Annotated in this window: 11 protein-coding genes; 2 read left to right on the top strand and 9 right to left on the bottom strand. The window is 36.1% G+C overall.

Annotation, left to right across the window (positions count from 1 at the left end; all coding sequences use genetic code 11):
- Window positions 1-22 precede the first annotated feature (22 nt).
- From AC3WOM_RS12785 to AC3WOM_RS12775, 3 genes are all read right to left on the bottom strand, one after another.
- Window positions 23-3,193 carry an ATP-binding cassette domain-containing protein gene (locus AC3WOM_RS12785; RefSeq protein WP_492447155.1) on the bottom strand — a complete coding sequence of 1,057 codons (3,171 nt, stop codon included), beginning with the start codon at window positions 3,191-3,193 and terminating at the stop codon, window positions 23-25.
- Between the two features lie 132 nt (window positions 3,194-3,325).
- Complete coding sequence (locus tag AC3WOM_RS12780; RefSeq protein WP_492447154.1) at window positions 3,326-3,736, bottom strand: SRPBCC family protein; 411 nt, start codon at window positions 3,734-3,736, stop codon at window positions 3,326-3,328.
- A complete protein-coding gene (locus AC3WOM_RS12775; RefSeq protein ID WP_427542423.1) occupies window positions 3,733-4,059 on the bottom strand; it encodes an ArsR/SmtB family transcription factor in 327 nt (108 codons plus the stop codon). The genes AC3WOM_RS12780 and AC3WOM_RS12775 overlap by 4 nt, the downstream gene beginning before the upstream one ends.
- Window positions 4,060-4,484: 425 nt before the next feature.
- Here AC3WOM_RS12775 and AC3WOM_RS12770 point away from each other — a divergent pair, with 425 nt between their 5' ends.
- Entirely contained in the window at window positions 4,485-5,117 is a 633-nt protein-coding gene (locus AC3WOM_RS12770) for a TetR/AcrR family transcriptional regulator (protein WP_492447153.1), read from the top strand.
- Between the two features lie 130 nt (window positions 5,118-5,247).
- Window positions 5,248-5,937 (top strand): M23 family metallopeptidase, encoded by a 690-nt coding sequence (locus AC3WOM_RS12765; protein ID WP_427542429.1) that lies wholly within the window; start codon window positions 5,248-5,250, stop codon window positions 5,935-5,937.
- 258 nt (window positions 5,938-6,195) lie between these two features.
- Here AC3WOM_RS12765 and AC3WOM_RS12760 read toward each other — a convergent pair whose 3' ends face one another.
- From AC3WOM_RS12760 to AC3WOM_RS12735, 6 genes are all read right to left on the bottom strand, one after another.
- Window positions 6,196-6,882, bottom strand: coding sequence for a Dph6-related ATP pyrophosphatase (locus AC3WOM_RS12760; RefSeq protein ID WP_492447152.1), 687 nt, complete (start codon window positions 6,880-6,882; stop codon window positions 6,196-6,198).
- Window positions 6,883-6,992: 110 nt separating this feature from the next.
- On the bottom strand, window positions 6,993-7,838 hold the full coding sequence (locus AC3WOM_RS12755) for a GIY-YIG nuclease family protein (protein WP_492447151.1): 846 nt from the start codon (window positions 7,836-7,838) through the stop codon (window positions 6,993-6,995).
- 210 nt (window positions 7,839-8,048) lie between these two features.
- A complete protein-coding gene (gene proS / locus AC3WOM_RS12750) occupies window positions 8,049-9,485 on the bottom strand; it encodes a proline--tRNA ligase (RefSeq protein ID WP_492447150.1) in 1,437 nt (478 codons plus the stop codon).
- A gap of 570 nt (window positions 9,486-10,055) precedes the next feature.
- On the bottom strand, window positions 10,056-11,777 hold the full coding sequence (locus AC3WOM_RS12745; RefSeq protein ID WP_492447149.1) for a putative bifunctional diguanylate cyclase/phosphodiesterase: 1,722 nt from the start codon (window positions 11,775-11,777) through the stop codon (window positions 10,056-10,058).
- Between the two features lie 391 nt (window positions 11,778-12,168).
- Window positions 12,169-12,339 carry a transcriptional regulator gene (locus tag AC3WOM_RS12740; protein ID WP_427542444.1) on the bottom strand — a complete coding sequence of 57 codons (171 nt, stop codon included), beginning with the start codon at window positions 12,337-12,339 and terminating at the stop codon, window positions 12,169-12,171.
- Window positions 12,340-12,554: 215 nt separating this feature from the next.
- A complete protein-coding gene (locus AC3WOM_RS12735; protein ID WP_283868035.1) occupies window positions 12,555-12,704 on the bottom strand; it encodes a transcriptional regulator in 150 nt (49 codons plus the stop codon).
- Window positions 12,705-12,951 lie beyond the last annotated feature (247 nt).

The following is a 12,951-nucleotide window of genomic DNA, read 5'->3' as shown; positions in this document are numbered from 1 at the left end:
ACAAATGAGTTTACGGCCCTGATTAATTATTCTGCTCAAGGTATTGATAAATCGCCATCATCTCTTGTTTATTCAGCTCTCGGATACGATTGAAAATAGGAATATCTGCAACAGCCTCAAGATATGAGCCTTCTGTAATAACCTCATTTACTGTACCAGTTAGCCAAGTTTGCACGTCAATACCATCGACAGTTTCCTTCCGTCCCTCTTCGTCAATACCACTTGCTTCGCAACTCACACAAGGAACTGATAATTTAAATACGCCATCATGAAGATTATCTTCTGAAATGACTTTCTTTCCTTTACAGAATGGGCATGGATGACTTGCTTTCACCTTATTAATTTGCGTAACGATTTTTTTGTAGCCAAATGCCTCATAAACATACGTGAGTTTCTTGAATTTTCCATTGGTGAAATATTTATCGATAATGGCTTCTCTAGTTTCGTTAATAGTAGCAAAATCACAGATGGTAATTAGATTTTTGTTACTGATTGCTTCAATGTTGGCTTTAATACTGTCCCAGAATGGTAGCACGTTTTGCAAGACAATTTCATAACCGACAAAGCTTGCCAGCTCTAATTCAAGCATTTTTAATGATACCTTTGTTTCCCTAGGTAGTAAGGAAACATCGGTTGTAAGCGACATATCTCCTCCAACAATCGCTTTGATTTTTTCTAGCTCTGGTAATGACCCTACTGTTTTTATGACTTCATCAATCGGTTGATGAATAATTTCACGGATATCCGTATCAACGTATCGTAATTTCTTTTGGTGGTTGAGGACAGAGCCATGACAGATTGGGCAAGGCATCATTTCTCTAGTTTCTTTCATTTGCTCTTTAATGATTGATTTAGAAATTACGATATAGCGACCAATAATAAAATTAAAGCCTTCCCATTTTTTTGAGGATTTCGTTGCTTTATCATAAAAAGACTTATCCCAATAACCATATAAAAATGTATGCTTTTCATCTTCTGTCATGTCGTTGTAGCTTTTACTGATATCTTGACCAAGTTCATTTTTTATTTCTTCAAAGAGGAACTCCAGTTTTGAATGTTGATAGTATTTTAAGACCTCCATCACATCTGGATGTAGTGATCCCTCCCAAAATGGCACGTTTTTATCTTGAATGACAAGATCAAAATCAAATTTTTCAATTTCTAAACGCCCTGAACAGCTAGGACAATGATTTTCTTGATTAAAGAAATCGAAGCTCCTTGTATCCTTATTCGTTGGATGTGCAGCGACAATATGATTGATTAGGCCGCCAATTTCATATAGAAAACTATACTGGCTATACAGATGTCTTTCAAGGTCAATAGCAATGACGGGGGCAATCTTGTTTGATTCATATTCACCGTAAATAAGACGGGCCATTGAGGATAAGCTTTTTAAGATGCCGCCCTTGTAAACATTTTCTGCATTTTTAAAATAACTTATATGATGGTTTTCTAAGTATTGAATGCCGTTTCTTGACTCAAGCGTAGACGCGATTTGTAATGGTACATTGTTCCGAGTATCGTTTTTCTGGTTAAAATAGTCTTCATGGCTAACCACCTCAAGGTGTGTCACAGGTTCCTGCTGTCTTTTACCAAAGTCAACAATAAAATCTGAACTTTCTAACATATAGGCATTGTGCTCTATCATAATGATGGAGATGGATTCTTCTTGTAGGATGTCTCTAATACTATCTATAAATTGATTTAGAATGTTTTGAGATAGCCCTTTTGAAGGCTCATCAAAGATAAAGAGTGTATGTGGGTTTCGAGAATTCGCAAACAACTCTGACACTAAATGTACACATTGGAATTCACCAGTTGATAGGGATTGTGTTTTTCTTTCCAGCGTTAAATAACCAAGTCCAAGCTTAATGAGCAAGCTTAAACGCTTATGGGCGATATCTTCATTCGGAAGCTCGTCAATAATATCCTCAATTGAACGTTGAAAAATATCCTCAATGTCCTCACTATATTTTGTCAGTTTCCTTTTAATATCGAGGAAGGTTGCAACAGTGGAGCGGCTAGTAATCGATTGGTTGCGATCTTGTCCCACCATTACTAGTTTATCCTTTGGATAGCGTTTTACAAAATCCTTTGCGATACATTCATTGACAAGCGTGGATTTCCCACAGCCAGACTCTCCTGTAAAGGTCACCAGTCGGTTTTGAGGAATTTCTATTTCATCCATTTGAATATTTCGGCAATGTAGATCACGGAATTGATAGAAGGTAGTTGGCATAGCCTGATTTCGTTCCCAAAAGATTGGCTGTGGTCGAGGGGAATCTTCGACAATTTTCCCACCATATTTTCCACTGCCTGGTCCAAAGAATATAGGCTGATCAGCCGTGTCTAACACTGTATCCGAATGATCGATAAGCCAAATTTGATTTTTAGAACCTAATTGCTGTATTTGTTCTAAAATTTTTAATAAGGTATTATGATCTAAACCAACGGAGATTTCATCGACAATAATCACTGTATTTTCGCTCGTTGCCATAAATTCTGCTAAGTAAAGTCTAGTTAATTCCCCACCTGACAATGTCCCCATAATGCGATTTAATGTTAAATAGCCAATATTCATCTGGATAATATTTTGAAGAATATGTTGTTTCTCTTCACTAATATTTAATTCCTTTGACAGAGAATAGATCGTTTCGATACTTAAATTGTGGATGTCAGATATACTATATTGGTCATTCCATAAAGTTATTTTATGTTGTTCTACCTCCTGACTATAGCGCTTGCCCCCACATTTTTTACATTCTACATTTTTGGTTGTACCTCGCCCTTTACATGCAGGGCACCAGCCCAATGCATTATTAAAGGAAAAAACCTCAGGAGATAGATGAAATTCATCAGCCAGTCGATCACGAATCTCCTTAAAAACACCCGTATGCGTGCCAATAGTAGAGCGTGGATTTGTGGAAATGGATGATTTCCCTAAAAAAAGTACTAAGGGCATGTCCTCCATTTTAATGGCACTGAAATTTGTTTCCATAATATCTGAAAATAAATATTGATATTCAGCCTTTGGTAATAAAGAAACAAGGCGTTTTTTTGATTCTTCTCCAATTGTTTGACAAAATGTAGTTTTCCCTGATCCAGACAAACCAGCAATTCCTAGTGATTGATCCTCTGGTAAGATGACATCTAAACGGTTAATATTGTTGGCAATTAGTTGATTGATTTTCATTATGTTATCCTTCCATTTACTGAATTAAGAGGGTGCGTCCAGTTCTTATCCTAGAAGAGTGCCCTTCAGAAAAAGAAAGAACACAATTCTTGCTAAGGAATTGCGCTCTCATTTGTTTCAATTTGATTTGAACTAGGCTAATACTTTTTCAAGCTGCGAACTCATATTCGTCCAAGCGTATTTAGCCCCTTCGATCGCTCCTTGACGAGCTTTTGTTTCTTCACTAAATCCACCTTGATCAAGATGTAGCTGTGTAGTACCGTCTGCTGTTTGTGTTAACGTCCAAGTAACTGTCGTAGTTTCACCAGCACTTGTCCAAGTATATGATAATTTATGAGGCTCTTCTATTTCAAGTACCTCACAATCGACAATGCCATCCCACCATTCGTTTGGCTCAGCTCGGAACTGAAATTTATGACCTACAATTGGCTGAAAATCATTGCTCCAAATCCATTTTGCAAGTGTATCCGAATCTGTAAGGGCATGCCATAACTGCTCAATCGAACTTGTAAATTTAAAATCTAATGATACATCTGGTTTCATTTTTTTTCCTCCAATATAAGATGTAATTTTGAAATTCTTTCTTTCCAAAATCTTTCGTAAAACGATATCCAATCTTGTATTTCTTTCAACGGAGCAGCATTTAGCCGATATCTGGTTTCTCTTCCCTCTTTTCGAGCAACGACAAGCCCAGCCTCTTTTAGGATGGCTAAATGTTTAGATACAGCTGTACGCCCCATTTCAAATTGAGCCGTTAATTCGTGTAGCGGTAACTCATCTGCCTTAGCTAACAAATTTAGCAATTGACGTCGTGTTGGGTCAGCAATTGCTGCATAGACATCACGCTCTTGGTTAGTGTTATTCAATACCACCACCCTTTCTAATAGGACACTAAATGGTGTCTTAATTATATGACACCTTTTAGTGTCTAGTCAATTTTATTTTGGACAAAATGATATTGATTTTATACCTTTGAAAGACTTATGTTCGAAATGCAAAAAGTACAGAGATTAAATCCTTTTTACTTTTCTTCATCCGTGTAAAGATCGTTTTTTCTATTCAGTTCCTCTCACGTAAGGCTGTAGCTAAGCTGTTTTGTCTTGATTAAGAACCTAGTTTCCCCATAATAAGGGATATTGAAAATGTTCCTTCTTTGCTTTGGATATGAGTACGCCTATCCATAGCAAATAAAACTACAACATAGGTTACATTGACCTTATAGGTAAAAATATATATACTGAAATTAACCTAATAGGTAAAATCTTTTCTCTTACTTAAGGAGTGACAGATGTTGACAAAGTTATTAGCTTTAAACCCTCAAAGGAGGGACGCTATTTTAAATGCAGCATTAAAAGAATTTTCATTAAAGGGATATGACGACGCTTCAACAAATATTATCGCAAAAGAAGCTGGAATTTCTAAAGCTCTTATGTTCCACTATGTAAGTAGCAAGCAGGAGCTTTTTCTTGTTATGTATGATTTCTTCTCTGACCTAATTAAAAATGAATTTCTTGAATTGATAAATTATGATGAAAAAGATATTTTTGACAGATTACGTCAATCGTATCATTTGCAGATTAAATTATGGGAAAGGTACCCCTGGGTTTTTGAGGTTAATAAACTTTTTCGCCCTACTAATTCCGAAGAGGTTAGTAAGATACTAGAAAACAGAATATACAAAGAACATTCAAGCTGTTATCCTAAATTATTTAATGGAATAGATGAAACTAAGTTTAGAGCAGGTTTGGATATTGAAAAGTGTAAACAATTTATCCTTTGGTCTAATATTGGATTTACTAATGAAATATTAGAGAATATTAGAAATTCAGAATCACCGGCTATAAACTTTGAACTTGTTGTTGAAAAACTTGATGGATATTTTGATGAGCTGAGAAAAGTATTCTACACGTCAAGCAATGAATAAAGTGGGAATGTGCGTTTAACATGAGAAAAACAAATGCCTATACGCATCAGTATCGTACTGGGACTTGCTCTTGTAGGACTAGGCTATTTTTAAAAATATAGGTAAAGAATTGACGGAGGTGGGATATGAGATGATTGATGCGCGTAAGCCGATAATTGTAGAGTTTCCTTTGAGAGGAGAATGGTACTCTCCTAACACTCCAGGGACAAAAATTCCGAGTCACGGTACAAATCAATTTGGATCAAGATATGCTTATGACTTTATACAAGTGGATTGGGAAAGAAAGGGCTGGCCCGCCTATCGCGTTAGTTTGGCGCAATATCTACTATTTGGGGTTCCCTTAGATGAATATTATTGTTGGGGGCAAGAAGTATATGCTCCTTGCGACGGAATCATTGTCCAAGCAGAGGATGGTTACAAAGAACGAACACGAACAAAATTGCTTTCAGATATGTCTAACGCTTATAAAAATGCTCATTATTTCGACCCGAAAAAAGACGACATACAATCAGTAGCTGGTAACTACATCATTATAGAATGTGGCGACAATGTATTTGCTGGATTAGTCCATCTACAAAAAGGTTCAATTCAGGTTTCAGTTGGTCAAAGTGTAAAAAAAGGTGAAGTTATTGGGAGAGTTGGTCATTCAGGTAACTCATTTGCTCCACATTTGCATTTTCAACTTATGGATAGTAGTGACATAGCTAATGCAAACGGATTGCCTCTTGCTTTTGAACAATACGAATTATTTAAAAATGGAACATGGGAAAAAGTAAATAATGGAATTCCAACAAATAAGGATAGAATAAGATTTAAATAATCTAATGAATGGAATCAATTTGAAACTGCATAAAGGGGTGCCGTCAGGAAAATTCCTGACGGTACTCTATCCAGCCTTTGTAGCCATATACAAGACACGTTCAAAAGCTGAAGGCAAAGGCGATAATTTAAAGGCTGATCCATAGACAGGGCATTTAAAATGAGCATTCCTTGTGCACAAAGATGAAAGCCATGATCATCAATGTTTGTATTAATCCTAGAATGGAGCTCATATTTTTCTCTTCATTGTAAATCATTTTTATGCAAGTTCCAAAGGTAAAAATGCGTATTCTTTATCACTAATAATCGGACATTTCCGAACAGCAATTGGATATTGAAAAAGAGGTCCATCAATGACGGTTGTATGGAATTCCCCACCTTCGCCGCAAGGATCAACGTTACGGGCTTCAAGTTCCTTTATATAATCAGGTGTAAGTACTCGTCCTAAATCTTCCACTTTCATGCCTAATGATAAGTTGACCGTGACAATCATCGTAACAAATCCTAAGTGAATAAATTCATCGACAACTTCTCGATGATTCATCTCCCATAATGGCATGCCAAGCTGTAATCCAATCTTTTTTGTGACCTCATCATGCCAGCAGCCATGTGCAGGCATATCTATATCACCTGTAACTAATACTTCTGCCCCTTGATTTTTAGCATTTTCTAAAAGACCTAAAAAAACACTTTCGTAATCTGCCCAACTTGCCGCAGCTGTATAGACAGGTAAACCAATCGAGTCAGCTTGTGCCCGTATAAGCTCAGGTGGCATTCCATGTGATCTAGAACGTTGCCCCTCTTCCTCCAACATAACGATAAGACCAATCGCTTGTCCCACTTGTGATGCCTTATAAATTGCTAGGACACTATCCTTACCTCCACTAAAGGAAGCTATAAATTTATGTCCTTTAGCACTATTTTTCCAATCGATTATCTCTACCATTCAATTTTTTCCCCTTTTTTTATTCAGCTATTGCAAATAGATTCTTCATTTTTTTTATATAAACAAATATGATATATAGATATTCGAGTATATTTCCATGGTTTACCTTTTTAATTATGGTTATAACCAAACTGAATTGTTTGAAGCTTTTGTTTAAAATTGTTTTCGACCTCGATGGCTTCTAATGCAGTGATATCTTTTGGTAATACCTTTAAAATCGTATATTGGAACTGCAAATGTGCATTAGCGTTTTGTTGACATAGCTGCTCAAATGCTAGATTGCCTCCATTGATTGTCGAGGCATACTCTGACCAACGACCGAGTATGCCATTTTTATTGTAGGAGGAACCAATATAAATTTTTCCGTTAGAACGGTCTGTTATGGCGTAAATGGCATTGATTGCGCTTAATGCGATATGCCAATCAGCATATGGTTGAGGATTATCAATGATTTGTTTTAGCTCTTGAAACGTTAACAATACATTTTCGTATCCTGGAAAGACAAATTGACTCGTGTTGACGAGCTGAGTAACGAATTTATCATTGGTGGCCTTTTGATACCATCTCACGGCTGCCTTGCCCCATTCAATAAATAATTTATTTTCATAGGGCTGTAATGGGTCATTTGGGATTTCGAACAAAGGATGCATAATTTCACCTTTATAAGGTTCTAGCAAAAATGGTGAGCAATCAGGGGCTACGAGTGGTGATGTCCCATGTCTTACTTCATACGATGTTAAGTATTTCGCTGTCGTACCTTCATCCGCTGAAAAGACAATGACATGATCATAGGCAGCATAAAAATCGGGCATTTGTTTTTGTGTATATTCCCGTAGAAAGCCGTCACGATACGCTTTAATAAATCGTTCATGCTTTAAAGAATGTCGAATAAGTAAAGTTCTATTGACATTATAATTACAGCGGGTTAATAAATCAGATAAATAGAGATGAACCATTTTTAATCTCCTTTTTTAGACGATACTCTTTTTTGATAAGACACATTTATCGTACTATATTTTGTGAATATTCATAACCAAAAATTAGCATTATTTGATTTGATGGAGTTGAAGTGTATTAGTGTCTGTTGGAAGGCTATCAATCCAAAGTTATGTAATAAAACACCCTCTTATTCGTTTTTCATAAGAGGGTGTTTGGGGCACAGCCTTTTAATATGCTTGGGCAAACCAAACTGTATACTTTGCCTCGTTTCCACAGCAAATACAAGAAGTCTTTGTTGTCGGCGGATTAAATGGAATATTACGAGTCGTATATTTTGTCTCTTCTTTCACTTTTTCCTCGCATGCATCATTCCCACACCATCCAGCAAGAACCCAGCCTGGAATAGTGCCGTTATCTTTGGCTGTTTTAATATGCTGTTGTAATTGTAGTAGAGTGTCAATCGTTGTATGAGCGTTTGCCTCACGGAATTGACGTGCTTTTTCGAGTAAACGGGTTTGCATTGTTGTTAGTTCTTCTTCAATGGCTGTAATGACATTAGCTAAATCGATTGTTCGTTTACCTTCTTCATCACGTGCTTTCAGTAGAGCTTGATTGTTTTCAAGGTCACGAGGTCCTAATTCAATACGAACTGGAACACCTTTTAGCTCCCATTCATTAAACTTAAAGCCTGGTGATTGGTCTGAATCATCAAGACGTACTCGGATACCTTTCGCTTTTAGTGCTGCAAACATCTTATCCAGATGCTCCAGAATTTGAGGATTCTTTTTCCATGGACCAACAGGAATCAATACTACTTGGGTTGGAGCAATTTTTGGCGGTAAAATAAGCCCTTGCTCATCACCATGCACCATAATGACAGAACCAATTAAACGAGTAGATGTACCCCAAGAAGTTGTGTGTACATATTCGTGCTGGTTTGCTCTATTTAAATACTTAATATTAAAGGCTTCAGCAAATTTTGTACCTAAATAATGGGATGTACCAGCTTGAACTGCCTTTCCATTTTTCATCATAGCTTCAATTGAATACGTATCAACAGCCCCTGCAAACCGTTCAGAAGGTGTTTTTTGTCCATCATAGACAGGAATCGCTAATACTTGCTCCACAACCTCCTTATAAATCTCTAGCATTTGCATCGTTTCCTTACGAGCATCTTCTTCATCTACGTGGGCCGTATGTCCCTCCTGCCATAGAAATTCAGATGTACGAATAAAAGGAAGTGTTTTCTTTTCCCAGCGGAAGACATTTGCCCATTGATTAATAAGGACTGGCAGGTCACGGTAGCTTTTAATCCAATTTGAGTAAAGATGGCCAATCATCGTTTCTGACGTTGGGCGAAGCGCTAAGCGTTCTTCTAATTGCTCACCAGCAGCCTCTGTCACCCAAGGAAGCTCAGGTGAGAATCCTTCAATATGATCCTTTTCTTTTTGGAAGAAGGATTCAGGAATTAACATTGGAAAATAGGCATTACGATGTCCTGTTTCTTTAAAACGGCGGTCCATTTCCTCTTGAATATGCTCCCAAATCTCATAGCCATCCGGTTTAAAGGCAATACAGCCACGAACCGGTGTATAATCCATTAGATCTGCTTTTTGGATGGTTTCGATATACCATTTTGAAAAATCTTCTAGTTGTTTTGACATGTTTATTTTCCCCCATTTTTATAAAATCAATTTCGCCTTGGCGTAATTGTTGCTGTCGCTTCGCTTTCGCACAGATAAACAATGTGTCCGGATTTTGAATTGTGCTTGTACAATTCATTCCTTTGAAAATCCGTGACATCCGCCGGAGGCTTTATCTTCATTTCACCACCTGTAGAGGAGGGAGTCTTCTGTATCTGCCGCTGTCACTACGCTTACGCGCATAAAACATCTGCCACTATGCTTTCGATACAAAAACTTTTGCTGAATGAAGATAAAAAGCACAAAGCTGTCCTCTGAACAAGGACGTCTTTGTGCTGGATAGACGTGGTACCACCTTTAATTTAGTTTTAAGTTTTAAAACTTAAAACCCTTTAACGTTTGGTAACGAAAACGATTCGGTTATGTTTGTGCATAACATCTCCGTGGTAGGTTTTCAGATAAGAAGCGGTGATATAGCTCTCAGCAGCTGCTATATTTTCTGGTTCACAATTCTTTCTTACTTGGCCACATCATCAATTGTATATTTTCAATAACTTTAGCAAAACAGTTAAAAAATATCAATCATTTTACTTAAAAATCTGATTTATTCACTGATACACTATCATTAATCAGTTTTGTGAAATCTTCTACGGATAGTGGTTTACTGAAATAATAGCCCTGTACGTATTCACAGCCATGCTCACGAAGCACTTTTAACTCAGCTTCTTCCTCTACACCCTCTGCTACTACCTCAAGGTTTAGTGCATGAGCTAAAGAAATCATCGCGGAAATCATGGCAATTCCTGATTTTTCTGGGACAATATCACGGACAAATGCACGATCTATTTTTAAAACATCTACAGGGAATTTCTTTAAGTAATTTAGCGATGAATAACCAGTTCCGAAATCATCTAATGAAATCGTTATTCCCAGGGCTCTTAATTGCTTAATTGTATCAATTAAATCCTCTGTGTAATCCAACATGCTCATTTCTGTAATTTCAATTTCTAATAAATGTGGATTTATTCCTGTTTCTGCAATAACGTCTCGAACCATTTCGACAAATCCTGTTGTACTGATATGGATAGGAGAAATATTGACAGCCACTCGTAAGTTTAAATGGTAGTTTTCGTTCCATGCACGTGCTTGCGCGGATGCTTTTCGTAATACCCAAACACCGATATCATTAATAAGTCCACATTCCTCTGCGAAAGGAATAAAGCGGTCAGGTGGCATTTGACCTAAATCAGGATCATACCAGCGTAGTAATGCCTCCATTCCTATCACTTTATCTGTTTTTAAATCAATTTTTGGTTGATAATGTAGTTCTAAAATATCCTTTTTTAATGCTTGATGTAATTTTGTTTCGAGTAATAGCCATTTATCATTTGCCTCTTCCATATTTGGACGATACAAGCGGTATTGATTGCCGCGTGTAGATTTTGCTGCATACATAGCAATATCAGCATTTTTTAATAGCTCTTCAATAGAACTTGCGTGATCTGGGAAAATACTAATGCCCATACTAATGCTTGCATAGAATTCATACGTATCGACAATAAAGCTATCATTAAATACACCCATGATTTCCTTGGCCATTTCCTCAATGCGGCTAACATCATTCAGAATCATTACAAATTCATCACTATTGTGACGGTAGAAGGAATTAGATGTATGATCAATATTTCGCAGGCGATTCGCCATCTCTACTAAAAACATATCTCCGATAATATGACCAAGTTCATCGTTAATGTTTTTAAAACGATTCACATCAATGAAAAACAACGCAAACTTTTCTTCTGTACGTCGAGATTGATGGAATTCATTTTCTAAACGTTGCTCTAATTTACGACGGTTTGGTAGACCTGTTAATTCATCGTGATAAGCAATATGTGTAATTTTTTTTATATCCTTTTGAGCAGTAATATCTACTCGTATAGCAATATATTGATATGGCTTTCCATTATCATCAAGGAACGGAATAATCGTCGTTTTTACCCAATACAAGCTACCATCCTTTGCGCGATTACATACCTCTCCATTCCACATATTCCCCTTACCGATTGTTTTCCACATTTCTCTGAAGAAAGATTTTGGATGGAAGCCCGAATTAAGCAAACGGTGATCCTGGCCTAATAATTCTTCACGCGTATATTTTGATATTTTGCAAAAATGATCATTAACAAAAGTAATTTTTCCAGTTCGGTCTGTAATCGCTACGATGATTGAACTATTCATGGCTGAAAAAATATCTTGTAATTCTTTCAAACTGTAGTTAACTTGATTGATACTACTAGGCGTGATATTCATCATTTTCATTCTCCGTTCATTAAAATAAGAAGGGTTTGGTACTTTTGCTTTATCATTGCGAGGTATAAAGTTGTGGTATAGTGCCCTTTTTTATGTAATTATATTATAGTCCTAGAAAAGCAGTTAATTCAACCCAAATATCAAAAACATTCAAATCTAGATTTGATAAATTTCAAGGAAATCGACAAAATTTAGGTGTATTAAACATACATAGTTTCTCTTATTTTAAAGATATACATTACTATAGAACTATGTGTTATGTTATCTTTAGGCTTTTTTTCTTTAGAATATATGATTTTGATGTTAATTTTACGATACTTAAATAAATTCTTCTTTTATGTTACATTCAAAAAATGCCTTACTGTCACATACAGGCAGTAAGGCATTTCATGATCTAAGAGATTTCATATTCTATTCGGCCTCCCAATGCTTTGGCTTGCTCATTGTATGCATCTAATTGCTCCTGAGATAAATTTAAAATATAATAATGAAAATTAATTGGTTCAAGACCATGTTTCTCACATACTTGTTTATAAAATTCATAGCCTTCTCGATAATCTGTCATCCTAATAACTTCCTTTCAAATATGCAGCTTGTTAAAACAACTTCATTGTTCTATAACAGAAATGTTATTTTTAAAATAATATATAACAGATGCACTCTCAAGTCAATGAATTATCTGATATTTCTTTCAACAATTTTAAAGCCCAGTCCATATGAATTAAGTATGGCTGGGCTTTTCATAAAATATTCACATCGGCTTCCGTAATAATCACATCCTTAAACGCCTAATTGCTTGGCTTGCATGTTATAAGCAGAAAGTTGCTGTTGAGATAACTGTAATACATAATAACGGAAAGAGATTGGTTCTAATCCATAACGTTCACACATTTCACAATAAAATTCATAGCCATCACGATACTTTGACATAAAAATTCCTCCTCTAATTAAAACTGTTTTATAACAGTTGATTTTATTTTTATTTAATATATAACAGTTTACTTTGCTCGTCAAGTATTTGCTTATAAAATAAATACATTTGTATGGATGACAATAAAAAACCAATATCCCCATCTACAAATGGGGATATTGGTTTTTTATTGAAATACTATTATGTCAATGAAATCAAGGTGACAAATTAAAAAGTATAGCCCTTTTTCAAAACGAGGGGTTGATC

Source organism: Lysinibacillus sp. FW301-JW8, assembly GCF_058788755.1.
The sequence above is the reverse complement of the archived record's forward strand: the minus strand, read 5'-3'. Positions and strand labels throughout refer to the sequence as shown.

Bases quoted from the DNA above. Each gene is read 5' to 3' on its own strand.
- AC3WOM_RS12785 (WP_492447155.1), bottom strand. From the start codon at position 3,193: ATGAAAATCAATCAACTAATTGCCAACAATATTAACCGTTTAGATGTC.
- AC3WOM_RS12780 (WP_492447154.1), bottom strand. From the start codon at position 3,736: ATGAAACCAGATGTATCATTAGATTTTAAATTTACAAGTTCGATTGAG.
- AC3WOM_RS12765 (WP_427542429.1), top strand. From the start codon at position 5,248: ATGATTGATGCGCGTAAGCCGATAATTGTAGAGTTTCCTTTGAGAGGA.
- AC3WOM_RS12760 (WP_492447152.1), bottom strand. From the start codon at position 6,882: ATGGTAGAGATAATCGATTGGAAAAATAGTGCTAAAGGACATAAATTT.
- AC3WOM_RS12755 (WP_492447151.1), bottom strand. From the start codon at position 7,838: ATGGTTCATCTCTATTTATCTGATTTATTAACCCGCTGTAATTATAAT.
- proS (WP_492447150.1), bottom strand. From the start codon at position 9,485: ATGTCAAAACAACTAGAAGATTTTTCAAAATGGTATATCGAAACCATC.
- AC3WOM_RS12745 (WP_492447149.1), bottom strand. From the start codon at position 11,777: ATGATGAATATCACGCCTAGTAGTATCAATCAAGTTAACTACAGTTTG.
- AC3WOM_RS12740 (WP_427542444.1), bottom strand. From the start codon at position 12,339: ATGACAGATTATCGAGAAGGCTATGAATTTTATAAACAAGTATGTGAG.
- AC3WOM_RS12735 (WP_283868035.1), bottom strand. From the start codon at position 12,704: ATGTCAAAGTATCGTGATGGCTATGAATTTTATTGTGAAATGTGTGAA.